Genomic DNA, 25959 nt, shown 5'->3' with positions numbered 1-25959 from the left:
GTGTAATTGGGAGGATGAAGTCTGGGAAGCCCCCGCCTTGCGCCCGTGGCAACGGGCGGGTGGCCATACGATCATACGGTGACGCGCAACACCTCTTCCACCGAGGTGATACCCGCCAGGGCTTTCGCCCAACCGTCCTCACGCAAGCTGGTCATGCCGTTCGCCTTGGCGGCCTCCTCGATTTCCAGCGAGGTGGCGCCTTTGGCGATGAGCTCCTCCATGGTGGTATCCACACCCATCACCTGCTGGATGGCCACACGGCCTTTGTATCCGGTGTTGGAGCATTCACGGCACCCAACCGGCCGCCACACGGTCGGCAGTTCGTCGCCCGGCTTGTACGGGATACCCATCATGGTCAGCTCGGCGGGAGTGGCCTTGTCTTCCCTGCGGCACCGTTTGCACAGGCGGCGGGCCAGACGCTGCGCCATCACCGCGGCCAGCGACGAGCTGACCAGGAACGGCTCCACACCCATCTCACTCAAGCGCGTCACCGCGCTCGGCGCATCATTGGTATGCAGGGTAGACAGCACCAGATGGCCGGTCAGTGACGCCTCGATGGCGATGGTCGCGGTCTCCTGGTCTCGGATCTCGCCGATAAGCACCACATCCGGGTCGGCTCGCAGAATGGAACGCAAGGCCGCCGCGAACGTCAAACCGGCCTTGTTGTTCACCTGCACCTGGTTGATGCCGCGCATACGGAACTCCACCGGGTCCTCAACGGTGATGATGTTGATTTCCGGCTTGGCTACATCACCCAGCGTGGCATACAGGGTGGTGGACTTGCCCGAACCGGTCGGGCCGGTGACCAGCACCATGCCGTACGGCCTGCTATACGCCTTCTGGAACACCTCGAAATTTCGCTTCGAGAAGTTCAGGTCCTCAACTTTCAAATTGCCGGCAGGAGTGGAGAGGATACGCATGACCACTGTCTCGCCCCACACGGTCGGCAGGGTGGCCACACGCAGATCCACGCTTTTGCCCGCATGGCGTACGGTGATACGGCCATCCTGCGGTTTGCGGCGCTCGCCGATGTCAAGGTCGGCCATGACCTTGATGCGGCTGATGACGCCTTGGATCATGGCTTTGGGGGCCTTCTGGAATACGTGGAGCACGCCGTCGATGCGGTAACGCACTTCGAGGCCGTCTTCCTGTGGTTCGATGTGGATATCGGAGCAGTTGTCGTCGATGGCCTGGTTGATGAGCAGGTTGACGAACCGGGCGACGGGGGAGATGTCTTCTTCCTCGTCGTTCTCGGTGTCCACGATTTTCTTGGCGCTGGCGGCCACCTCGTGCGAGATCTCGTTGAGTTCGGCGTTGGCGCGCAGGAAGCGGTTGATGGCCGCCTGCACCTGCGAGGCGGTGGCGACCATGGGGATGACCTGCATGCCGGTGGACGCGGAGATGTCGTCGATGGCGGCGAAATCGTTCGGCTTGGCCATGGCGAGGGCGAGCCTGCCGTTGATGATGGAGATCGGCAGCAGCTTGCTGCGGCGGCACAACTCGTCGGGCACCATGTTGACGACGCCGGGGTCGACCTGGTATTCGTCCAGGTCGACGAACGGCAGGCTCATATGCCGTGCAAGGTCCATGGCCTTGTCGCGCTCGCTTTGCTCGTCTGTGGTTCCTGTGTCTTCGCTGTCGGTGTCGTCGGGCGTATAGGTGCTGGTCGCGGCGTGGCGTGGCGTGCTCGGGGTGAAGATGGTGTTGGTGTCTGGCGCGTTGGCTTCGGGGGTGTCGCCGTAGCTTGCCCCGATATTGGGGGTTGGTTCGGGGGTACGGTTGTTCTCGTCGTTCTTTCGTCCGAATGAGAAGAATCCACCTGAAGCGCTCATGACTTCCTCCCTCTATGCGCCCCATACGCCACTGCATGGGGGTACGGAAATACCGTGCCAACGGATTCACTATAGCTCATAAGGGTGGCGGTTTTCGACAGTTCCGGCGATTTGATGAACGTCAAAGGTTCTACTCTCTGCCGGGTGCCGGTATGCAACCGCCTGCGGTGTGTCGTGGCATATACTGGGGGTATCCATGCCCCCGTCCAATGGAGGCGGCGGGATGGCCGCATTATGCCCCATACTGTAGGGGCAATGAGTTCGGAGGTGTTCACGGTGCAGTGCGTGAGACGTGAGTTGCGACGCAGAGGCCGCGGCGAAGCGGGTTTCTCCCTGGTCGAATTGCTGGTTGTGGTGATTATTCTCGGTATCCTTGCCGCCATAGCGGTGCCGATTTATTTGAACCAGCGTAGGGCGGCCTGGCGTGCTTCAGTGGAGTCGGATGTGCGCAATATCTCGACGGTAATGGAGACGGCGCTGGCCGATGACAACGGCGATTACAGCAAAATCACCATGACAGGCGGAAAAACGGGTTGCAACAACACCGAATGCACGTTCACCGAAGGTAACGCAGGGAAAATCGGTAAGAATACGGTTACGATTTCCAATGGGAATGAGATTACCGTGCAGGTGAATGCTTCGTCAAAGCGCATGGAGGCGTGGGGAACGAATGTAGGATTCGATGGGAAATACAAGTATTATTATTACGATTCAACGGGGACCACAGAGTGGCGCCCGACCAGGCCGTGATATTTTCGGCGTGTCGTGCCAAGACCCGTGTGGGAACGCTTTCGGGCATTGCCGCACGGGTCTTGTATATTGCGGGGTCAAACGTTACACAACACCATGCCGTATTGGTGGCATGCAATCATGCCGGAACGAAGCGTGGCAAGCCGGGCGATGTACCGGACGATATAATGGCGCACAGGGTCTTCTTCCGTGGCAGGCATGGCCGCCGACTGCGGAATCCAGAGTCGGCGAGAACAGAGGAGAATATATGGTGATGGATCAGCAGTCGTCATCGATATCCCGGATTTTGGCGCGCTGCAGGCGTGGTCGCGAGCAATGGCGTAATGAGCGGGGCTTCACCCTGATCGAGGTGATCGTGTCCATCGCCTTGGTGTTGGTTGCCGGCTTGGCCGCGGCACAGTTCACCATCACCGCCATCCACACTTCGCAAGGGCAGCAGCAGCGTGCCGCCGCAGTGAGTATCGCCAACGGCTCGTTGGAACAGGCTGAAGCGCTGCTGGGCTCGAACAAGCCGCAGGATTACGCACAGACCTTGGTCAAAGGCGTCAAGGAAAACGAATCCAAAGCGGCATGGAAGGCTGTCTCAGACTTGGGCGCGGTGTCGGCCGACGACATGGACCTGTTCTATCAATTGGATTCCACGTCCGATACCGGCGGTGTAACAGTCAAACGCACGGCAAATCCCGAGGAGTCCCGCAGCGGCACGTTCACCGTGTACACCGTGCTGGGCAAGTGCTATCGCAAGCAGGGCACGGCGGCATGCAAGTCCGCAAGCGCCTTGGGGCTGCCGACCAGCGGCTTGCAATCCGGCTCGACCGATGTCTCGTCCCAGGTATGGTCGAATACTGATATGCCGACCGCACCATTCAAGAACAGTGCTGATACACATACCTACATTCCCATGCTGCGGGTGATGGTGGCGGTCACCTGGCCTGATGTCGCAGGCTCGACCAAGACCTGCGTCTATGCGACGTCCCGGCTGATTGACCCCAATGAAGACAAGGCGATCTGATATGAGTGCGAGTAAAGGCAATACCACGGGCAAACGCAGTCTCGCGTCACTGCTTCGGCTCCATGTGCGACGCGTCAGCCGGGGCGAAACCGGTATGACCCTGGTCGAGATGATGGTCTCGCTGGGGATTTTCATGCTGTTCTCCTCGATGTTCGTCGCTTCGGTGGTTTCTTTTATCAGGGCGACGAGCGTGAGCAGTCTGCGGGCCATGTCGACCAGTTCCATGACGACTGCGTCCCAACGGGTGGAGCGGCTGGTGCGGTACGCGGCTGACGCCCAGGTGGACCCGGGCGGGGAGACACTCACCCTGTATATACCGGGCGAGGCCGCCACCAAGGCCAGCGTGGGCGCTACCGGGGTCGGCCAATGCGTGGTGCTTACTTATACGCCCGCCACCTGGTCCGCGGACATGGTGGACACGTATGGCACCCTCAAGTGGGAGTCACGCGATGAGACGGTCAGTGCCTATACCGACCGTGGGGTTCTGCTGTCGTCGCTATTCAACAATCCCGGCGCCGCCCCAGCTTCGGCGTCGGGTATCTACCGCCAGAAGATGTTCGCCCTTGATGCGTCAACGAACACGGTGACGTTCTCGCCGGTCGTCGGGGGGTATGCCGGAGGCAGGGCGGTCACCAGCAACACGGTGAGCCGTTTCCCGGTGGGCAATGCCGGCGCCGACCCCGATTGGACAATCGCCAAGCATTGCCCGTGATCCGCGGTGACAACGCTTTCAACGCGGTTCGTGTCCCCGCCTGCACTGTTTTGCAGGCGGGGACACGCTGTATTAGCTGGATGGGAGAGCATGTGAACAATGGATATATCGGCTGTGAAACAGGATAGAAAAACGTCAAAGGTTTGATGTTCGACACGCCGATGACATCGTTTGCAAAACTGCTATATTCATAAACATCAGCACGACAAGCTGAACGGGCGAGAGTCCGGAACGCATATCCAGCGTTGGGTGTGCGCAGTCCAAAGTGGCTGCTGTGCGGCAGCCGGAGTGGAAGGAATACAGAACATGAAGAGCGTACAGAAGGCTTTGAAGCGTCGCGCCGACAATGAGAAGGGCTTCACCCTGGTCGAGCTTCTCGTCGTCGTCATCATCCTCGGCATCCTCGCTGCCATCGCCGTCCCGATCTACCTCAACCAGCGCAAATCCGCATGGAACGGCTCCACCGAGTCCGATGTCAAGAACGCCAGCCTCGTGGTCGAGTCCGCTGGTACCACGGCTGGTGGGAAGTACAATGACCTGGAGCTTACCAGTGATGAAGCTGGCAAGACACCTATTACTGAATGCGCATACGCCACCACAGCAACCACTATGCCTCCGTGCTATATTTCAGGCAATAAGGTCAACCTGACCAAGGGTGTTACCCTGAAGTTCACCTTCAATGAAAATGATTACAAGATTGAAGGCTCGAATACTAATGCCACCGGTCTGAAGATCTATACATATGATTCCAATGTGGGCACTGTCTCTCACAACTGAGCATAAGACGGGCAGCAAAATCGCAACTGCCTAGCCGGAGCTCATGAGGTAAGCGGTCTGTGCAGACCAAGCAGGTCCGCACAGACCGCTTACCCGTTTCCATTACCAATCACACAACACCAAACCAGATGTGCCGGTACCGCGGGGGCGGGCCGGACTGACGCGTATCGAAGCCGAACAAGGGAGTACCGATGCCAGCAGAAGTTGCCGCAAAACCGGTGCAGTGGAAGTATGAGGCCATCAGCGCTGATGGCGCCACCAAGACCAAGGGTACCGTCGAGGCGATCACGCTCGACCAGGCGATCGGACGCATCCAGAAACTCGGGCTGATACCGCTCAACGTGGTCGACCCCACCCAGGCGACGGGCCTGAACAAGAACCTTGAAATCCCCGGATTCAAGCGTTACCCGTCCAAGAAGGACTTCGCCGTCATGGCACGCCAGTTGGCGACCATGGTAGGCGCGGGTGTCTCCCTTATCCGCGCCCTCAACATCGTCACCGAGCAGACGCACAACCAGCAGCTGCGCGAGGCGCTCCGCTCCTGTGCGAGCCTCATCGAAAGCGGCAGCTCCTTCTCGGACGCCATGAGCCAGAGCGGCGACATCTTCCCGCCCATCATGATCCACATGGTCAGCGCCGGCGAGGCAGGCGGCTTCCTTGACGACTCGCTCAAGACCGTGGCCGACAACTTCGAATCCGACGTCCGGCTCCAAGGGCAGATCAAATCAGCCATGGCATACCCGGTCATCGTGCTCGTCATCGCGTTCATCCTGGTTGGCGTCATGCTGCTCACCATCGTGCCGAGCTTCGCTTCCATGTACGAGTCCATGGGCGCACAGTTGCCGGCCCTGACCATGGTGCTGGTCGCTATGGGCAAGGCCGCGCCGATCGTCATTCCGCTGCTGCTCGTCGCGATCTTCGGCTTCTCGATCTACTGGCGCCAGAACCGCAACAAGGAGTACATCCGCAGCTGGTGGGAGCCGTTCAAACTGCGTGTGCCCGTGTTCGGCCAACTGAACACTGCGGTCGCGCTCAGCCGTTTCTGCCGCAACTTCTCATCCATGCTGCGCTCCGGCGTCCCGATCCTCGAAGCGCTCAACATCGTCGGCAAGACCTCCGGCAACTACGCCATCGAAACCGCGTCCATCCGCATTTCGGCGGACGTCGAGAAAGGCTACCGCCTGGCCGACAGCATGGGCAGGGAACCGGTGTTCCCGCAGATGCTCGTGCAGATGGTCTCCATCGGCGAGGATTCCGGCGCCATCGACCAGATGGTCGAAAGCGCCGGCAAAGCGTACGAGGACGAGGTCCAGAGCATCGCCAAGCAGCTCACTTCGCTGCTCGAACCGATCATGATCTGCATCCTCGGTGTCATCGTCGGCTTCATGGTCGTCGCCCTGTACCTGCCGATGTTCCACATGTTCGACGCCATGAACAGCATGGCGTCCTGACCGGCACAGAAAAGCGATCTGCGCGCAGGCATAGCACACAGGTAAAACTATTCGAGAAACACGAGGAAGAACTTCAGGGGAGGACCGCGGCGATGAAGCAGTCATGGCTATGGAAGCACGTTGAATCCCAGGTCGGCGACCGGGTGCGCCGCATGATGCGCGGCAACGAGACCGGTGTCGCCATGCTCATGGCGCTGATCTTCGTGGTGATCCTCATCGTCACCACCACACTGGTGGCGAGCGTGCTCATCGCACAATTTGCGCCCTACCGCAGGAACACGCAGAACGCCCAGGCTGCCGTGGTGGCCGAGAATGGCCTGCAAAGCGGCCTGAGCTACCTGCGTGAGGCCGAAGCTGGTGCCTCCAGCCTGCTGCCGTCCACGACCACGGATACGACCAAAGCGTCGCTGGACGACGAGTACACGGTCGACACCACGTCGTCGAGCGGCGTACAAGTGGTGCTCAACAACGCGTCCGACACCACGTCCACCACCTCGACCGCATCCACAGCCGACTACACCACCCGCAACTGGACCTACGGCGTCACCATCCAGTTCTACAAAGACAATCCCGCCACCACCGCGTCTGCCGCCCCACTCACCGAAGCCCAAGTGAGAAGCGGCGGCGATATCAATTACGCCGCCGTGACCTCCCGTGCATATTTCGACCGCTACGGAAGCGGCCGCACTACAACCGTCAAGCCGATTCGCGTAATGTGGGCCGTCTACCAGTTCGGCGTCAGCACCACCACCACGGTCACCACGCCGTCTGTCAGCGGCGGTGGCGGCGGCCGCCTCGGCATGGGCTTCTACGCCGCGGCGCCGTTCAGCACATTCGGCAGGGAAACGCAGCCGATATGGGGCAATGTTGCCATCAGCAGCGGCACCGCTGCCGATGCTGTACTGTCCGGGGAAGTGGCATTCTCCAATGCCGCGAATGAAAGCGCCTCGCACGAGCTAAATGGTTCCAGCGTCATGAATCCCGCCAACCAGACCTGTATGGTGGCTACGACGCGAGGAGACCTCAGCCTGAATGACAATCTGTCGCTCAACGACATCGTGAATCTCTCCGACCCTGACCCGCTTCCCAAGGAAGGCTCAATCCTTCTCATTCTGCCACAGGCCTATGTGTCCGGTGCAAGAGACGGCAAAGACGTATACACCTATACCGAGCAGTGCCAGTCGGGTGGCGCATATAAGAACCTGAACAACTGGGTGTATTGGAAAGACGACAGCATCCGCCCGACTTCGCGCTTGGATCTGTGCGTGACCGGCGTCGATATCACATCATCCAAGATGCCCGCGCGCCTTGAGAAGTGCGGCAATTCGTACGGTCCGAATAATCAGTCCGATTATTACACTGATCCAGATCATAAGGCGCAGATTGCCGAGAAGACCGATCCCAAAAGCCTGCTCAATAAATACCAGAAGTGGGTCTTCTACAACGGATTCATCAATGCCGGATATCTCAACGACAATGTAAAGAAGAAAAGCGATTATATTTCGCAATTCAAGTCGAAACTTACTGCCGATCAGCTCAGCTCGTTCGATAGCTTGCCGGAGGCGTCCGGGTATTCGCTCGGCGGGATACAGGATTCACAATCCGGCGATGGCGATACGAAAGTGCAATATCTGTATCTTTCGAATGCCAATAACAAGCTGTATGCCGATGGTGGCTTCAGCGGCGGTAATATCAGCGGCTTCAACCCCAGCTTCGCCAGCGGTTCCTATCACTATCTCATGTCCAGCGGATGGGGACACAATGATTTGACCGGCACTGGTTGGTGGGATAACGGTGGCGCTACCGAAGACGCTACCGCATCCTTCGGCCAGGCGGGAGAGTCCGGACGGGCGACCAATCAGTTGGTCAGCGAAACGTCAGGGTACTGCCTCATGGCCACGAATGACGGCAAGGATGCATACAGCGATACCTGCTACGTGGGGACAGGGGATTGGAACCCATACTGCTATGTTTCCGAATTCGTCAACAAGGTCGGCGATAAAGATACCAGCCGGGCGACGGGCTGTGCGACGTCAGTCAGTGAAACCGATGCAAATATTGGCACTGCACGCAACAGGCACAACAATCACGGATTGGACGCCTTCCCATGGAAGAACGATGTCGTGCAATACAACGAGGATCCCGACGGCAACGGCGTATCAACGACATTGTGGACTTGGGTCGGCAATAACGGTAGCGCAGTGAAGAAGTACTACCAGTTCTCCGAATGGTCGTCGTCCGGCAGTTTTACTGCTCCGAAGCTCGTCGATTCCGAGGCAGCTGCGACGCATTTCACACGATACAGCAGCAAAGCTTCTGACCAATACAAGAAGGGAACCCTTCAAACGGCCAGTGACAAATGCCTGACGGAAATCTATCCTGGTGACACGATCAACGGCACTGCCGCGTATCCGAGAAAGGATGGCCGCACCGCCGTCGCCCTTGTACCATGCGCCACCGCTGGTACCGACTACATTGTCAAGGACTATCGTGGTCGCGCCATCAAGTCCCAGATCTGGAACGCTGACGTCGCGTTCAGCTCTTCCGGCCCCAGCGGCGGTAGCGGCGGCACCACCACCGTTGTCCCCGGGCCGAGCACCGCAGGCTCCAACGGTTTCATCTTCACCCGTGAGCTCACCCGGGACGGGAGCATCTGATGGTTCCGGTACTTGCAACATCATTCCGCGCACTCGCGGCATCGCCGCAAAGCGCGGGGGAGAACACCCTCGCCTACGGTGATACCGTGACCACGGTGGTGGTCGCCGTGTTCGCGTTCGTGCTCGGCTGCGTGATCGGCTCATTCCTCAACGTGGTCATCTGGCGGGTGCCGAACCATATCAGCCTGGTCAACCCCAAGCGCAGCTTCTGCCCGAACTGCAAGGCGCAGATCGCGTGGCACGACAACATCCCCATCATCTCGTGGCTCGTATTGCGCGCCAAATGCCGCAACTGCCACCAGCCGATCTCCGGGCGCTACCCGGCGGTCGAACTGCTCGGCGGGCTCGCCGCCCTCGCCGTCGTGCTCGGCGGCGCATGGCACGCCTACCCGCTGTGGATGCTGCCCGACCTCCTGTTCTTCGCGTGGCTGTCCATCGTCGTCGCGTTCATCGACTTCGACTTCCACAAGATCCTCAACGTCATCATCTACCCGTCGATCATCGTCACGCTCCTGCTGCTGGTCCTCGCCTCATGGGGGACCGGCTCATGGCCGGCCCTCGGCAGGGCGGCCATAGCCGGGGCAGTGCTCGCGCTGTTCTATCTGCTCCTCGGATTCCTCTGGCCAGGCGGCATGGGAATGGGAGACGTCAAACTTGCCGTGCTCATCGGACTCAACCTCGGGTGGCTCGGCTGGCAACAATTCATCGTCGGCGGATTCGCCGCATTCATCATCGGAGGTGCCATCAGCGTCATACTGCTCGCAACGAAGCGCGTAACCATCCATGGCGGCATACCATTCGGCCCGTCCATGGTCATCGGAGCCTGGGTCGGCATACTGTTCGGCATGCCGATAGCGCAAGCCTACCTGCAACTGGTCGGGCTCGCGTAAAGGGAAGAGAACACAGGAGGGACTATGAAGTCCATAGGGGCACTGACCATATCGAATGACTCCATATGTGCGGCAACCATAGCGGAGCCATTCACCAGCAAACCGGTCATCAAAAAATACAAGATGCTGCCGCTACCGCACGGGGCAGTCGTCGACGGCGAGGCAACCAACCGCAACGCCGTCACCGGACTCGTCAAAAACATGGTCAAATACGGCGACCTGCCCAAAGACGACGTCTACATGGTGTATTCCAGCCGGCGCATGATCTTCCGCGAAGCCAGCTTCCCGGAAATGCCATTGCCGGAACTGCGTGAGACCCTGCCATTCCAAGCCAAAGACAAGATCGCGCTGCCCGTCAACGAGTCCCTGCTCGACTTCGTGCCCATCCGGCGTGAAGAAACCCAGGCCGGCGCGTTCCTCCACGGGCTCATCGTCGCCACCCTCAGCAACGGCGTCGAACACACCGCGCAAGCCGTCGAAGAAGCAGGCGTCACTATCGAATCCATCGACGCGAGCGCCTTCTCCCTCGCCCGCCTGTTCAGCGGGCAAGCCGTCGACCATGCCGCCGCCGTCGTCAACATCGGCGGCAACAGCACCGACGTCGTCATCATCGACCACACGCGGCTCGCCTATATGCGTGTCGTGCCGTCAGGCGGAGACGACGTCACCGACGCCATCTCCAACTCCATCGGCGTCACCTACGAGCAGGCACTCGAAATCAAGCGGCACATCGGCCTGCAAAACGTGGTCGGCGACACCCGGCTCGAAAAAGCCGAGGAAGCCATCCGCGAAACCATCGCCCAGCTCGTCGTCGGCATCAGGAACACCCTCAACTCCTACGACCAGCAGCACCCGCAATCCCCAGTCACCGAAGTCCTGCTCACCGGCCCCGGCTCCGTACTCGTCGGCCTGCCGCCGGTACTGGCCAGCTCGATCGGCAAAGTCGTCAAGATCGCCGACCCGTTCGCCCCATTCGAACTGTCCAAAGAAGCCAAGGACCAGAACATGACCGTGCACGCGGCCGACTACGCCGTCGTGCTGGGACTTGCGCTCGGAAGGAGACCGCGATGAGCCTGCTGAACAACAAAAAAGGCAACCACCAGCCAGACAACACCGCCAAACCGCAGGACGCCGGCGACAACAAGCGCGCCTCGCGCAAAGCCCAACGCCCAGGCGCATCCAAGCCGCGCAACAGCCACGGCCAAGCCAATGAGCGCGGCAAGAAATCCGCGCTCAACATGGACCTCTCGCAACTTGGCAAAACCCGCCGCGCCGGCAAGCCCACCCCGGAAGACCAGTGGACCTACCGTGCCGACCTCATGCCCAAGTCGATTATCGCGCTCAACCGCGATCGCGACATCCAGCGGATCATGAGCTTCGTGCTCGCCGGGGTAGTGGTCGTCGCCATCATCGTCACCATCGGCATGCAAATCGCCGTCGGTCGCGCGCGCAGCGCCACTGCCGACGCCCAGCAGGAGCAGATGTCCCTGCAACGCAAGAAAGCCGAATACAAGGACGTCGAAGACGTGCTCAACTCGCTCGCCGGTACCCGCCAGTCCGTGCTCGCCACGCTCTACGCGGAAGTCGACTGGACCGACGTGGCCAACAACCTCAACAGCGCGTTGCCGCCCAACTGCTCCTACCAGAGCGTCTCCTTAAGCGAATACAACGCCGCCACCGGCGCGACCGGCTCCAGCTCATCCGGCAGCGACCAAAGCGTGTGGGGCAACAACGGTGCCATCCAGGTGCAGTTCACCGTCAAATCCGGTGACTTCATCTCCGCGCAGACCTTCATCTCCAGCTTCATGCAGCTGCCCGGCTACGTGACCGGCGACATCAGCTCCGTCTCCGGAGACGCCGACAACGGTTACACGTACACCGGCACCCTGTCATTCAAGCTCGACCCGTACACCACCGACCGTTCAGACGGCTCCGCAGGCGCGGACGCCGCCGACCGCAAGCTCCTCAAGCAGCTGCGCGAACAGCTCGAGACGCTCGCCGGCGGCAACCAGACCGAAAGCTCCAGCAGCTCCAGCAGCTCCAGCTCGAGCAGCTCCAGCAAGTGAGAAGGGACGTGAACGATGAAAATCAACAAGCATAAGATCATCTGGATGGTACTCGCCGCGGCCGTCGTCGTCGTGCTGCTGATCATGTGGCTCGTCGGCATCTCGCCACGACGCCAGCAGATCGCGGAAGCCAACGCGCAGACCGCGCAGATCGAGCAGCAGAACCAGAAGCTCAGCGACGAAATCACCAAACTCAGCGTCGCCAGCATCAACATCCAGCTGCAGAAGAGCCGACTCGCACAGATCCAGAGGCAGATCCCGGCCACCTACAACCAGTCCGAGTTCATCGCCTCGCTTAACCAGGCGGCCGCCGACTCCGGCGTCACCATCTCCAGCGTGAGCTTCTCCTCGGCGGTCGACGCGCAGCTGCCCACCGCGGCATCCAACAACATCAGCACCGGCCGGCTCGTGCAGGTGCCCGTCACCATCGCAGCCTCCGGCAACTACGATGCGCTGCGGAACTTCGTGACCGGGATCCAGCACATCGAGCGCATCGACCTCGCGACCAACGTGAGCTACAGCATCGGCGACGATCCCAACCAGTCGACTGTTTCCGTCAACAGCTACATCTGGGCGCTCCTGCCGAGTTCGAACTCGAACTCCGCGAACGCCTCGGTCAGCTCGGGGTCGTCGGCCTCATCCTCTTCGTCATCCTCCTCAGGCAACTGAGCCGGCATTGACGGCCATCCGGCCGGTCCGCCGCTGACCTCTTCGGCGGGCCGGCCGCCACTCCACTCTTCCGGGCGCGGGCTGCCTCCCTTCTTATCCCCCTATGGACGGGCAGCACGCGTCCGGAACTTTTTATGCCCGCGGTGGTTGGATCCGGGGCGTCTGCCGCCTCACCGGCCGTCATCGTGTGAGGATTCGTTCACACGATGGAAGATTTGGCGCCGTCTGGCAGGGTTTTGGATTGGTCTGGGTGTTGTTGTGTGAGGATTGGCTCACACCGTGGGGTTTGGGTGGTTTAGAATCGGCCTGTCGGGTTGGTATGGGGGCCGATGTGTGAGGATTCGTTCACATGATGGGAATCGGGTTGCTCGGAATCGGCCCGTCGGACTGGTCTGGTGGGCATTCTGTGAGGATTCGCTCACCAATCGGCCCGTTGTCTGCTCGCGCAGCTCCGTCGACCCGCATCGGCCCCGCCGTTTGCCTGCAAGCTGTCAGTGTATGCCGGTAAACTAGGCATGCCTAATACGTCAACAAAACCGTCAAACCAGAAGGTGCATTGTGGCTAGTTCTAAACTCGATGAAGTCGTCTCCCTCGCCAAGCGTCGCGGGTTCGTTTTCCCCGCCGGCGAGATCTACGGTGGAACCCGTTCTGCGTGGGATTACGGCCCGCTTGGTGTCGCGCTGAAAGACAACATCAAGCGCGAGTGGTGGCGTTCCATGGTCGTCACCCGCGGCGATGTGGTCGGTGTCGACACCTCCATCATCCTGCCGCCGGAAGTGTGGGTCGCATCCGGTCACGTGTCCGTGTTCAATGACCCGCTCATCGAATGCCTCAACTGCCACAAGCGCCAGCGTGCCGACAAGCTGCAGGAATCCTACGCCGAAAAGCACGGCGACAAGATGCCGGAGAACGGCCTTGCCGACATCGTGTGCCCGGATTGCGGCGTGCGCGGCAAGTGGACCGAACCGCGCGACTTCAACATGATGCTGCGCACCCACCTCGGCCCGGTCGAGGACGAGAACTCGCTGCACTATCTGCGCCCGGAAACCGCGCAGGGCATCTTCGTGGACTTCAAGAACGTGATGATGGCGAGCCGCTCCAAGCCGCCGTTCGGCATCGCGAACATGGGCAAGTCCTTCCGCAACGAGATCACGCCCGGCAACTTCATCTTCCGCACCCGCGAGTTCGAGCAGATGGAGATGGAGTTCTTCGTCGAGCCCGGCACCGATGAGGACTGGCACCAGTACTGGATCGACACCCGCACCCGCTGGTACCTCGACCTGGGCATCAACCCGGCCAACCTGCGCCATTACGAGCACCCGAAGGAGAAGCTCGCGCATTATTCCAAGCGCACGGTCGACATCGAATACAAGTTCGGCTTCCAGGGCTCCGATTGGGGTGAGCTCGAGGGCATCGCGAACCGTACCGACTTCGACCTGTCCGCCCATGCGAAGCATTCCGGCGAGGACCTGAGCTACTTCAACCAGGCCACCGGCGAGAAGTACGTGCCGTACGTGATCGAGCCGGCCGCCGGCCTGACCCGCTCCCTGATGGCCTTCCTCGTGGATGCCTACGATGTGGACGAGGCACCGAACACCAAGGGCGGTGTGGACAAGCGTACGGTGCTGCGCCTCGACCCGCGTCTGGCCCCGGTCAAGGCCGCGGTGCTGCCGCTGAGCAAGAAGCCGCAGCTGCAGACCATCGCCCACAACCTGGCCGCCGACCTGCGTCAGCACGAGTGGATGATCGACTACGACGAGGCAGGCGCCATCGGCCGCCGCTACCGTCGTGAGGACGAGATCGGCACCCCGCTGTGCATCACCGTCGACTTCGACACCATCGACGACAACGCGGTCACCATCCGCGAGCGCGACACCATGCAGCAGGAGCGTGTCAGCCTCGACAAGGTCGCCGATTACGTGGCGGACCGCGTCAGCGAGAAGCGCGTGCGCTACCCCGAAGGCCCGGCCAGCGTCACCGGTGTGAAGGCGGCCGACGGCGGTGTGGACGTTTCGCAGGAAAGCGGCATCGACGAGACCCAGCCCGTCAAGATCGCCGAAGCCGGCGGCCTGTACTGATAGCCAGGCAGTAGTCTGCTGCTGCGGTCCGGTTACCCGGATGATCCGGCGTAACCGGACCGCGGGGAGTCGTACGGGCGCCTGTTCGCGCCTGGGCTATGGTGCCGTGCGGCGGCATTGGACAAACGGATATAAGGAATACGAGGGTATGAGCAAGACCGAAGAGGACATCATCGACGAGCGTGGCGACTCCCGGCTCGGTGAGGACCCTCGTTCTATGGCCGCTGCGGCGTCGGCCCATACCGGCACGGTGCGTATCGGACCGGTGGACTTGGGCCGCATCCACGTGCCGACCCCCGTCATGCTCTCCCCGATGGCGGGGGTGACCAACTGGCCGTTCCGCGTCATCTGCGAAAGCTACGGGCCTGATGGCCTGTATGTCGCCGAGATGATCACCGCACGGGCGCTGGTCGCGCGCAACCCCAAGGCGTTGCGCCTGTGCCGGTTTGCGCCGGGCGAGAAGATCCGCTCCCTGCAGCTGTACGGCGTCGACCCGTCCATCGTGGAACAGGCCGCACGTATTGTCGTCGACAATGCCATGGCCGACCATATCGACCTGAACTTCGGCTGCCCGGTACCGAAAGTCACCCGCCGTGGCGGCGGATCGGCACTGCCGTGGAAGACCGATTTGTTCACCGAGGTCATCCACCGCGTGGTCTGTGTGTGCGAGCCCGCGGGCATCCCGGTGACCGCGAAGATCCGTGTCGGCATCGACCACGAGCATGAGACGTTCCTTGATGCCGGGCACATCGCCCAGGAGGAGGGGTGTGCCGCGGTGACGCTGCACGCGCGCACCACGGCTGAATATTATGGTGGGCACTCCGATTGGAGCCGCATCGGCGAACTCGTGGAGCATCTGGACATCCCCGTGTTTGGCAACGGCGACATCTGGGGTGCCGATGATGCGCTCGAGATGGTCCGCCAGACCGGTTGTGCGGGCGTGGCCATCGGCCGTGGATGCCAGGGGCGCCCGTGGCTGTTCGCCGACATCAGGCACGCCTTCGAAGGCAGCAGTGAGCGGACGAACCCGAACCTGGGCCAGGTATGCCAGGTGATCCTGCGCCACGCCGGCCTGCTCGTGGAGTTTTACGATGGTGACGAGCGGATGGCCGTGCACGATCTGCGCAAGCACATCGCGTGGTACCTCAAGGGGTTCCCGGTCGGCGGTTCGACGCGCAAGGCCTTCATGGAATGTGAAAGTATTGCGGATGTCAAGCGTGTCATGGACGGCCTCGACCCGCAGGCGCCATACCCGGCCCGGGTCATCGACAAGCCCCGCGGACGCGTGCGCTACGCGAAGAAAGTGCACGTGCCGTACGGTTGGCTGGAGTCGCGCACCACGACCCACGAGCAGCGCGAAACGCTCTTCGGGGACGATCCGATGGACGTAAGCTATTGACGGAAATATCGGCGGCGTGTTGCGACACGTGAAAAAATCGCGGTACATACCGAGAAATAACGTATGTTCTACTGGTTGTTGCGCTAGAGTTGAGCATAACCGTAAGTGACAGGAGACAATGGTGAGCGAGATTGCCCAGACAGACAATTTCAACGACAAGACCAACATCAAGGTCGTGGGGGTCGGCGGCGCCGGCGGCAATGCAGTCAACCGAATGATTGCCGAAGGTCTGCAAAACGTTGAATTTGTGGCCATCAACACCGATGCCAAGGACCTCATGCGGTCCGACGCCGACATCAAGATCTCGCTCAACGACGCCTCAAGCCGTGGCCTCGGCGCCGGCGCCGACCCCGAGAAGGGCGCGAAAGCCGCGCAGGACCACCAGTCCGATATCGAAGAAGCCCTGAAGGGCGCCGACATGGTCTTCGTGACCTGCGGCGAGGGCGGCGGCACTGGTACCGGCGCCAGCCCGATCGTCGCACGCGCCGCCAAGCAGCAGGGCGCGCTCACCATCGCCGTGGTCACCAAGCCGTTCAGCTTCGAAGGCCCCCGCCGTGAAGCCTCCGCCAAGCTCGGCATCGAGAACCTGCGCAAGGAAGTCGACGCAATCATCGTCATCCCGAACGACCGTCTGCTGGAACTGTCCGACAAGTCCATCGGCATCGTGGACGCGTTCAAGACCGCCGACACCGCATTGCTCGCCGGTGTGCAGGGCATCACCGACCTGATTACCATGAACTCCTACATCCACGTGGACTTCTCCGATGTCACCACGATTCTGCGTGGCGCCGGCACCGCACTGTTCGGCATCGGTTCCGCCCGTGGGGAAGACCGCGCCACCCAGGCCGCCGAAATCGCCATCAGCTCCCCGCTGCTCGAGGAAAGCATCGAAGGCGCGCAGGGCGCACTGGTCAACATTTCCGGCCCGACCGACCTCAAGCTGCTCGAAGCGTCCGCCGCCGTCGAATTGGTACGCAAGGCTATCCACCCCGAAGCGCAGATCATCTGGGGCCTCGCACTCGACGACGCGTACGGCGACGAAGTGCGTGTCACCGTCATCGCCGCAGGCTTCGACAAGACCGCGAAGGAAGCCGAAGCGGCCGCGGCCGCAGCAGAGCCTTCCGACGCCGCCGCGCCGGCTGCGGATACCACGAATGCCGCCGCCCCGCAGGTCGCGACCCCGGCCGCAGGCCAGACGCCGAGCGGCAACCTGATCGATGCCGGCGCACAGAATCCCGCAGCTGCCCAGCCGCAGCGCCCCGCGACGCCGTACATCCCCCAGCAGGCCCCGCAGAACCAGCAGACCGGATACGGCTACGGTGCCAACGGCTACGGCAACAACGGCTACAATAACGATGGAGATGCGACTACCGAACACCAGGTCATTCCGCCGAACGATCCAGCCGGCGACCTTGACATCCCCGATTTCCTTCGGTGAGCATACGGCACGAGTAAGCAAAAGGAGCTGAGATGGCTGGGTTCATGAAGAACGCGATGTCCTACTTGGGCATGTCCGACGTGGTCGATGACGATGATGACCTGCTCGAGCAGGAGGATGACGACAAGGAGTCCAAGTTCGATTCGGACCACACTGTAGCGCCCATGTCGCCGTCGCAGCCCGCGAGCCAGTCGGCGCCATCCGCCGGCAGGGGGGCGAACCCGTTCCCGAACCGTGTCAACCGCATCACGACCATCCACCCGAAAACCTATGATGACGCGCAGATGGTCGGCCGTGCGATCCGTGACGGCGTGCCCGTGGTGCTGAACCTCACCGGTGTGCCGGAAGCCATCGCCTACCGCATCGTCGACTTCTCCGCCGGCGTGGTGTTCGGCGTCCGAGGCTCCATCGAACGGGTGACGCCGCGCGTGTTCCTTCTGAGCCCTGCACAGATCAACATCAAGGTCGAGGAACCCGAATCGAAGACTGCAGGCCACGACCTGTTCAACGACTGACCGCCCGATAGGCCTGTCCGCTGGCGCACCCGTCTCCTGATGCCGGCGGCGTACGGGATATCACGCATGGGATTCACGGTTCGGAGGGCTTCGGTGAGCGCGAAATCGCCGAAGCCCTCCTGCTATGCTTGCCTCTATGATCTCCTCTGTGCTTGCCATCGTGTTCAGGATTATCGATTGGGCGATCGGGGCGTATATCACCGTCCTGTTCATCCGCATGATTCTCGACTGGGCCTTCATGCTTGCCCCGCGATGGCGGCCGAGAGGCATTGTCGCCGACCTCATCCAGATCATCTATGACCTGACGGAACCGCCGCTCAGATGGCTGCGGCGGTATATTCCGCCGCTGCAAATGGGGCCGATCGCCTTCGACTTGAGTTTCATGGTGCTGTACTTCGTGCTCGTACTGCTCCAGGTGCTGATCTGAGCCGTGCCAATCATGTGCGGCGCACAACCCGCCCGCCACGCGGCCATGACGTGACCATAACGTCGCGGGCGGGCGACGGCGGCAGGACCCCGGGGCCTATAGGCCCCGGGGTCCTGCCGGATGGGGGAGATTGCGCCGAATCCGCTGACGCGATGATAATCTCCCGGGAGAACTGTGTGATTCGGCGCAATCCTGGACAACCTTCCAGACGAATCGTTGGAATCATGCGGGTCACATCATCCAGTCGTTGGGAGTTTGCCGCCGGATGGCCCAAATCGCGATAATCTCCCACGGTAATCTCCCACAACAGCTGGGACGTGCCCCATGTGGCAATCCCTGCATACCGTCCCGGTGGCCGGCGCAGACAGGGGTCCGCATCTGCGGGAGCGGACATATCCGGCCGCAAGCCGCCGCCGCGAGCCTCCGGCCGCGCGCCGCCCGCCATCGCAACATCAAACGTGACACGGGGAAAAAGGGCGCGGAAACGGTCAAAAATGCGTGGGGGTCGTGCTAGCATCGGTATAGATACCGTCACAGCGAGGGCATTACTCAAAGCGAGGTGGAGATTTATGGCTCTTTTGACGCCTAAGGATATTAGGGAGCATACCTTCCAAACGGTACGCTTCAAGGAAGGCTATGACGTCGATGAAGTCGATGACTTCCTTGACCAGGTAACCGAGACCGTGGAGGCTCTCGGCAAGCAGGCGATGCAGAACGGCCCCGCCACTCAGCCGCTCGGGCAGGACGTGGCGAATCTCAACGCCAAGATCTCCGAGCTGAACAACCAGATCGAGTCCCTCCAGAAGGAGAACGCCGGACTCAAGGCGTCCGCCGCGGCAGCCCCCGCCGGCAATGCCGCCGATGCCGAGAAGGCCTCGAAGGCCGCGGCCGAGCTGAGCAAGGCCGAAGAGAACAATCGTACGCTCGCAGCGCAGAACGACCAGTTCAAGCGCCAGAACGAGCAGCTTATCGCCCAGGGCAACCAGCTGCGCTCCCAGAACGAGCAGGCGAAGGCCCAGACCGAACAGCTGAAGACCCAGAACGCCCAGCTCAAGGGCCAGCTTGACCGTCTCAGCGCCCAGGTCGACCAGCTCACCGCGCAGGCCGCCAAGGAGTCCGGCAACAAGGATGTCGCCGCCCAGCTTGCCGCAGTCACCCGTGAACGTGACGAGTTCCGTGCGGACACGGAGAACCTCAGCCGTGAGCTCGCCACCGCGCGCCAGCAGCTGGCCGTGCAGCAGCAGGCCGGCAATCAGGTCAAGGACCTCCAGCGTCAGCTCGAGGAGTCCCGCGAACGCGAGAACAAGCTGCGCACGCAGATCGAGAAGGTCGAGCCGAGCACCGAGACCGGCAGCCTGCAGAAGATCGCCGGTGCCGCACAGGGCGCCTCCAGCGAGCCCGAGCGCGCCACCGCCATGCTCACCCTGGCCATGCAGCTGCACGACCAGTACGTTGACAAGGGCAAGGCCAAGGCCAAGGAAATCACCGAAGCCAGCCAGGCGAAGTACGAGGAGCTCGTCACCAAGGCGAACGATTACTCGAGCCGCACCCGCACCGAGGCCGACGATTACAGCAAGGCCGCCCGTGCCGACGCCGACGACTACAACAAGAAGGTTCACGCCGAGGCTGACGGCTACTCCGTCAAGACCAGGCAGGATGCCGACCTGTATTCCAAGAACAAGCGTGAAGAAGCCGACAACTACGAGGCCGAAGTCCAGCGTCGCGCTGCCGACTACGACAACAAGACCCGCTCCGGCGCAGACAACTACGCCAAGCAGGTCCGCGGCGAGCTGGAGAATCAGGTCAAGGTCATCGAAGGCAACATCCAGGGTCTCAAGCAGTTCGAAACCGAATACCGTGCACGGCTCACCGACTTCCTCGGCCAGCTGATGAACCAGGTGTCCGATTCGAACGCCTACAGCAAGGTGGACCAGTCCCAGTCCAGCCCGCGCAAGCACTGAGCGCGGTCCTGACACAACTGATACAGGTTCATCAGGTTTGGGTTCCATGAACAAACTAGCAACAAGACGGCCGCGTGGCATGTACGTGGCCGTCTTTGCCGTAGTGGCAATCATCGTGCTCGTCCTTGACCAGGGGAGCAAGGCATGGGCGAAACAGGCGCTGTCCGACGGGCGTGAGGTGGCGGTGATCCCGCGGTTGCTGAGCTTCTTCCTTGTGCACAATCCAGGCGCCTCCTTGGGATTCGGTTCAGGACACACCTGGGTCATCGCCGTACTGGCGATCATCGCATGCGCGCTGCTGGTCTACGCTTCCGCGGTAACCGATTCGAAGCCGTGGGCGATCCTGCTGGGGGCGGCTTTCGGCGGCGCGGCCGGCAATCTTATCGACCGCATCGCATACGCGCACGGCTTCCTTGACGGCAAGGTCGTGGATTTCATCAATTACGGCTGGTCCGTCGGCAATGTCGCGGATATTTTCCTCAGCATCGCCGGCATCGGCGTGGTCATCCTTGTGCTGTGCGGCATACCCTTCCGCCGCGAGCCTGACGTCGCCGTCACCAACGCACGCGACACCGGCGCGCGTGATACAGACGCGCGTGATACCGACGACCAGGACGCTTCCGAGCATGATCGCGGGGTGAACAGCCAAGGGAGTGAGAGCCGATGAGCCGTCTCGCCCCGGCACCGGATGCGCTGATCGGCAAACGGTTCGACGTGGCCGTCTCCAAGATGCTCGGCATGTCGCGCGCCAAAGCCGCCGAACTCATCGAAACCAGCCAGGTTCGCGGCCTCAACCGTGACATGGCGAAATCAAGCACGCTCATGGAAGGCGACATCGTCGAATTCGATATCGCCGAAGAGCGCCACGACCCTGAGCCGCTCGCCGAAGACATGGCGGTCGTCTACGAGGATGACGACGTGGTCGTGGTCGACAAGCCGGTGGGGGTCGCAGCCCATGCCTCCGTAGGCTGGACCGGACCGACCGTCCTCGGCAGCCTGCTGCAGCGTGGCGTGCATATCACCGCGCTCGGAGCGGCCGGCAGGCAGGGCATCGTCAGCCGACTCGACGTGGGCACCAGCGGGCTCATGCTCGTATGCAAGTCCGATCTCGCCTACAAGGAGATGCGCCGGCAGTTCGCCGAGCATGAGGTCGTGAAAACCTATCATGCGCTCGTCCAAGGCAACCTCAAGGAAGACAGGGCGACCATCGAGGCGCCGATCGGGCGGGCGAAAGTCTCCGACTTCCGGTTCACGGTGACCCCCACCGGCAAGGAAGCGATCACGCATTGGGATGTGCTCGAACGCTTCGGCGAAGCCACGCTGGTGAAAGTCAACCTCGAAACCGGGCGCACCCACCAGATCCGCGTCCACTTCTCGTCCATCGGGCATCCGCTGGTAGGCGACCCGATGTACGGGGCGAACCCGGTCATGGCGAAGGAGCTGGGTCTCGAACGGCAATGGCTGCACGCCATGCAACTGGAATTCCGCCATCCGCGCACCCACGTGTGGACGACCGTCAAGTCGCGTTACCCCGCCGATCTGCAACACGCGTTGGATTCGCTGGAAGCCAAGCACGCCACGCCGCCGGTCAACTCGCTTGGTTAGAGTGGACGGCATGACAGATTCCGGAAACTTCGTCCAGCTGCACAACCACACGCATTACTCGCTGCTCGATGGTGCCTCGAAAATCCCGGATCTGGTCAAGCGCGTCAAGGAACTCGGCATGCCCGCGGTCGGCATCACCGACCACGGCAATATGCACGGAGCCTACGAGCTCTGGCGTAACGCCGTCGACCAGGGCATCAAGCCGATCATCGGCATCGAAGCGTATGTGACGCCGGAAACCGCGCGGCAGGACAAGACCCGTGTCTCCTGGGACACCAACTGGGTGCCGCAGCCGCATCACGAACGCAATCCTGACGACGTCTCCGGCGGCGGCCTGATCACCCACCTCACCCTGTGGGCGGAAAACGACGAAGGGCTCGTGAACCTCATCAAAGCCTCGTCCGTCGCCAACCTCGAAGGCCGCGTCATGCGCTACCCGCGTATGGACAAGGAAGTGCTCCAGCGCTACCACAAGGGTGTTATCTGCTCGTCAGGCTGCCCCTCGGGCATCATCCAGACCCGCCTGCGGCTCGGCCAGTTCGACGAGGCCCTGCGTGCCGCCGGTGAAATGCAGGACATCTTCGGCAAAGACAACTTCTACATCGAGCTCATGGACCACGGGCTGGACATCGAGCAGCGCGTCACCAAAGACCTCCTGACCATCGCCAAGAAGCTGGACGCCCCGCTGCTCGCCACCAACGACTCCCATTACGTGCACGAACAGGACCGGGACGCGCAGGACGCGATGCTATGCATCAACTCCGGCTCCAGGCTCGACGACCCCGACCGCTTCAAGTTCGACGGTTCCGGCTACTACATCAAATCCGCGCAGGAGATGCGCGACCTGTTCAAGGAGCTGCCCGAAGCGTGCGACAACACGCTCGCCATCGCCGACCGGTGCAACGTGATCTTCGACGACCACGAGGACGGCGCGTTCATGCCGCGCTTCGACTGCCCCGAAGGCTGGGACGAGACCTCCCTGTTCCTCAAGCACGTGGATGAGGGCCTCAAACGCCGGTACGACGGCAATCCGCCCATCGAAGTGCTCAAGCAGGCCGACTACGAGTGCGGTGTCATCTGCCAGATGCAGTTCTGCGGCTACTTCCTGGTGGTCGCCGACTACATCAACTGGGCGAAATCGCATGGCGTGATGGTCGGCCCAGGCCGTGGCTCGGCGGCAGGCTCCATGGTCGCCTACGCCATGGGTATCACCGAACTCGACCCGCTCAAGCACGGCCTGATCTTCGAACGCTTCCTCAACCCCGAACGCGTCTCCCTGCCGGATATCGACGTCGACTTCGACCCCGACGGGCGTATGAAAGTCCTCGACTACGTGGCCAACAAGTACGGGCACGACAAGGTCGCCCAATGCGTGATCTACGGCACCATCAAAACCAAGCAGGCCTTGAAGGACTCCGCGCGCATCATGGGCTACGAGTTCTCCGTGGGCGAGCGCATCACCAAGGCGCTGCCGCCCAGCAAGAACGGCAAGGACGCGAGCCTGCACGACATCTTCGACCCCACGTCGAAACGGTACGCCGAGGCCCGCGAGTTCCGTGAACTGTACGACGCAGACCCGGATGCCAAGCGCATCACCGAGGAGGCCAAGGGCATCGAAGGGCTGATCCGGCAGACGGGTGTGCACGCGTGCGCGACGATCATGGGTTCCGAACCGATCACCGACACGTCGCCGCTGCTGGAACGCACCGACGGCACCATCACCACGACCTTCGAATACCATACGTGCGAGACGCTCGGCCTGGTGAAGATGGATTTCCTCGGGCTGTCCAACTTGACGGTCATCCGCGACACGCTGACGAACATCCGCAACAACGGCAAGGAGCCGATCGACTACACGAAGATCCCCCTTGACGACAAGCCGACCTACGAGCTGCTCGCCCGCGGCGACACCCTGGGTGTGTTCCAGCTGGATTCCGACGGCATGCGCTCGCTGCTCAAGACCCTGAAGCCCGATAACTTCAACGATATCTCCGCACTGATTGCGCTGTACCGGCCGGGCCCGATGGATATGGACTCGCATAACAACTATGCGAAACGCAAGAACGGCCTGCAGAAGATCACGCCGATCCACCCGGAGGTGGCCGAGCCGCTCAAGGAGGTGCTCGATGAGACCTACGGCCTGATCGTCTACCAGGAGCAGGTGCAGTCGGCCGCGCGAATCCTCGCGGGTTATTCGCTGGGCAAGGCAGACGTGCTGCGCCGAGCGATGGGCAAGAAGAAGCCCGAAGTGCTGGCCAAGGAGAAAGTCCCGTTCTTCCAGGGCATGAAGGAACACGGGTATTCGATGGAAGCCGCGCAGGCGGTGTGGGATATCCTGGTCCCGTTCTCCGGGTACGCGTTCAACAAGGCGCATTCCGCGGCATACGGCTTGATTTCGTACTGGACGGCGTACCTGAAGACGCATTACCCGGTCGAGTTCATGGCGGCGCTGCTGCAGAACGAACGCACGAACAAGGACAAGACCGCGCTGTACCTCGGCGAGGCTCGCCGCATGGGCATCAAGGTGTTGCCGCCGGATGTCAACGAGTCGCGGCTCGAGTATTCGGCAGTCGGCGATGTCGTGCGTTTCGGCCTGGGCGCCATCCGCAACGTGGGCGACAAGGCGGTCGCGGATATCATCGCGGAGCGTGAGACCAGTCGTGGCAAGTACGTGAATTTCATGGATTTCGTCCGCCGTGTGCCGGTCACGGCGCTGAACCGCCGTCTGGTGGAATCGCTGATCAAGGCGGGCGCGTTCGACTCGATCGACCCGAACCGTCGGGCGTTGTATGAGATCCATGAGACGGCCATCGAATCGGTGATCGGGCTCAAACGCAAGCAGGCGGAAGGCCAGTTCGACCTGTTCGCCGATGACGATGACGGCGGCACGGACATGATGGGCGACGCTTCGGTCGTGGTGCCGGACATCGAGGAGTGGGACAAGAAGACCAAGCTCAATTTCGAACGCGAGATGCTCGGCCTGTACGTGTCCGACCATCCGTTGAGCGGCATGACCGCGATCCTGGCGAACCTGCGGGAAATGTCCATCGCGCATCTGATCGACCGGGCCAAGACCATGGGCGACGGGCAGCAGGTCACCATCGCTGGGCTGGTCACGAACGTGGACCGGCGCGTGTCCAAGAAAGGCAACCCGTGGGCCATCGTGACGGTGGAGGACATGGAAAGCTCCATCCAGTGCATGTTCTTCGGCAAGGTGTACGAAGCCGCCGCAGCGCAGCTGGCGATCGACGAGGTCGTGCAGGTGCGCGGGCAGGTGGAGGTGCGCGACGAGACGGTCAGCCTGCGCGCCACTGAGATGCAGGTGCCGTCACTCGACGCCGAGGATGCCAGGCCGGTGGTGATCACCTTGCCGCAGGTGGCGCTCGACCGCGACCATGTGATGCAGCTGGGGCACGTGCTCATGAACCATCCGGGGTATTGCCCGGTGAAGCTCGCGATCATGGGGGAGAAGGGCGACGCGCAGGTGCTGACCTTCGGCGACCGGTTCCGGGTCAAGCGCGACACCTCGCTGTTCGCGGAGATCAAGATCCTCTTCGGGCCGAGCTGCCTGTCCGCCGCCTGAGGGCTCGCGGCTGGTTGTCTGGCGGCTGGGTGTCTGTCGGTTGTCTGGGCGTCCGCCGGTTTTCGGTCGGTATCTGTCTGCGGTGTGACCGAGTTGTCGCACCGCGAGCAGGTTGTCTGGGTTCTGGCTGGTTGTG

20 protein-coding genes are annotated in these 25959 nt (G+C 61.7%); 19 read left to right on the top strand and 1 reads right to left on the bottom strand.

Annotated features, from left to right (window positions below; translation table 11 throughout):
* Window positions 1-71: 71 nt before the first annotated feature.
* Complete coding sequence (locus WD012_RS02130) at window positions 72-1832, bottom strand: GspE/PulE family protein (protein WP_339562147.1); 1761 nt, start codon at window positions 1830-1832, stop codon at window positions 72-74.
* Between the two features lie 255 nt (window positions 1833-2087).
* Between WD012_RS02130 and WD012_RS02125 the strand changes: the two genes are divergently transcribed.
* The 19 genes from WD012_RS02125 to dnaE all read left to right on the top strand — a co-directional run bounded on the left by WD012_RS02125 (window position 2088) and on the right by dnaE (window position 25823).
* A complete protein-coding gene (locus WD012_RS02125; protein WP_339562146.1) occupies window positions 2088-2582 on the top strand; it encodes a type IV pilin protein in 495 nt (164 codons plus the stop codon).
* Between the two features lie 247 nt (window positions 2583-2829).
* Window positions 2830-3594, top strand: a complete 765-nt coding sequence (locus WD012_RS02120; RefSeq protein ID WP_339562145.1) for a prepilin-type N-terminal cleavage/methylation domain-containing protein — start codon at window positions 2830-2832, stop codon at window positions 3592-3594.
* A gap of 1 nt (window position 3595) precedes the next feature.
* A complete protein-coding gene (locus WD012_RS02115) occupies window positions 3596-4306 on the top strand; it encodes a PulJ/GspJ family protein (RefSeq protein ID WP_339562144.1) in 711 nt (236 codons plus the stop codon).
* Between the two features lie 306 nt (window positions 4307-4612).
* On the top strand, window positions 4613-5083 hold the full coding sequence (locus WD012_RS02110; protein ID WP_339562143.1) for a prepilin-type N-terminal cleavage/methylation domain-containing protein: 471 nt from the start codon (window positions 4613-4615) through the stop codon (window positions 5081-5083).
* Window positions 5084-5274: 191 nt separating this feature from the next.
* Window positions 5275-6534, top strand: coding sequence for a type II secretion system F family protein (locus tag WD012_RS02105; RefSeq protein WP_339562142.1), 1260 nt, complete (start codon window positions 5275-5277; stop codon window positions 6532-6534).
* Between the two features lie 92 nt (window positions 6535-6626).
* Entirely contained in the window at window positions 6627-9191 is a 2565-nt protein-coding gene (locus tag WD012_RS02100; RefSeq protein ID WP_339562141.1) for a hypothetical protein, read from the top strand.
* A complete protein-coding gene (locus tag WD012_RS02095) occupies window positions 9191-10081 on the top strand; it encodes a prepilin peptidase (protein ID WP_339562140.1) in 891 nt (296 codons plus the stop codon). The genes WD012_RS02100 and WD012_RS02095 overlap by 1 nt, the downstream gene beginning before the upstream one ends.
* A gap of 24 nt (window positions 10082-10105) precedes the next feature.
* Window positions 10106-11152, top strand: a complete 1047-nt coding sequence (pilM, locus tag WD012_RS02090; protein ID WP_339562139.1) for a type IV pilus assembly protein PilM — start codon at window positions 10106-10108, stop codon at window positions 11150-11152.
* The gene (locus tag WD012_RS02085) at window positions 11149-12147 is read left to right on the top strand and encodes a hypothetical protein (protein WP_339562138.1); all 999 of its coding nucleotides are present in this window, start codon (window positions 11149-11151) and stop codon (window positions 12145-12147) included. The genes pilM and WD012_RS02085 overlap by 4 nt, the downstream gene beginning before the upstream one ends.
* 15 nt (window positions 12148-12162) lie before the next feature.
* The gene (gene pilO, locus WD012_RS02080) at window positions 12163-12816 is read left to right on the top strand and encodes a type 4a pilus biogenesis protein PilO (RefSeq protein ID WP_339562137.1); all 654 of its coding nucleotides are present in this window, start codon (window positions 12163-12165) and stop codon (window positions 12814-12816) included.
* Window positions 12817-13374: 558 nt separating this feature from the next.
* Window positions 13375-14895, top strand: coding sequence for a glycine--tRNA ligase (locus WD012_RS02075; RefSeq protein ID WP_339562136.1), 1521 nt, complete (start codon window positions 13375-13377; stop codon window positions 14893-14895).
* A gap of 217 nt (window positions 14896-15112) precedes the next feature.
* Window positions 15113-16294 (top strand): tRNA dihydrouridine synthase DusB, encoded by a 1182-nt coding sequence (dusB, locus tag WD012_RS02070; protein ID WP_339562269.1) that lies wholly within the window; start codon window positions 15113-15115, stop codon window positions 16292-16294.
* A 118-nt stretch (window positions 16295-16412) separates the two neighbouring features.
* Window positions 16413-17732 carry a cell division protein FtsZ gene (gene ftsZ / locus WD012_RS02065; protein WP_422614335.1) on the top strand — a complete coding sequence of 440 codons (1320 nt, stop codon included), beginning with the start codon at window positions 16413-16415 and terminating at the stop codon, window positions 17730-17732.
* A 32-nt stretch (window positions 17733-17764) separates the two neighbouring features.
* Window positions 17765-18247 carry a cell division protein SepF gene (locus WD012_RS02060; RefSeq protein ID WP_339562135.1) on the top strand — a complete coding sequence of 161 codons (483 nt, stop codon included), beginning with the start codon at window positions 17765-17767 and terminating at the stop codon, window positions 18245-18247.
* 136 nt (window positions 18248-18383) lie between these two features.
* On the top strand, window positions 18384-18674 hold the full coding sequence (locus tag WD012_RS02055; RefSeq protein ID WP_339562267.1) for a YggT family protein: 291 nt from the start codon (window positions 18384-18386) through the stop codon (window positions 18672-18674).
* 569 nt (window positions 18675-19243) lie between these two features.
* Window positions 19244-20635 (top strand): DivIVA domain-containing protein, encoded by a 1392-nt coding sequence (locus WD012_RS02050; protein WP_339562134.1) that lies wholly within the window; start codon window positions 19244-19246, stop codon window positions 20633-20635.
* Window positions 20636-20681: 46 nt separating this feature from the next.
* On the top strand, window positions 20682-21302 hold the full coding sequence (locus WD012_RS02045) for a signal peptidase II (RefSeq protein WP_339562133.1): 621 nt from the start codon (window positions 20682-20684) through the stop codon (window positions 21300-21302).
* Window positions 21299-22240: an RluA family pseudouridine synthase gene (locus WD012_RS02040; protein WP_339562132.1), complete on the top strand. Its 942-nt coding sequence runs from the start codon at window positions 21299-21301 to the stop codon at window positions 22238-22240. Before WD012_RS02045 ends, WD012_RS02040 begins: the two co-directional genes overlap by 4 nt.
* A gap of 10 nt (window positions 22241-22250) precedes the next feature.
* Complete coding sequence (gene dnaE / locus WD012_RS02035) at window positions 22251-25823, top strand: DNA polymerase III subunit alpha (protein WP_339562131.1); 3573 nt, start codon at window positions 22251-22253, stop codon at window positions 25821-25823.
* Window positions 25824-25959 lie beyond the last annotated feature (136 nt).

It is taken from the genome of Bifidobacterium thermophilum (assembly GCF_037482445.1).
Taxonomy (GTDB): domain Bacteria; phylum Actinomycetota; class Actinomycetes; order Actinomycetales; family Bifidobacteriaceae; genus Bifidobacterium; species Bifidobacterium thermophilum_B.
Note: the sequence above shows the minus strand (reverse complement) of the source record. Positions and strands in the feature narration are given on the sequence as shown.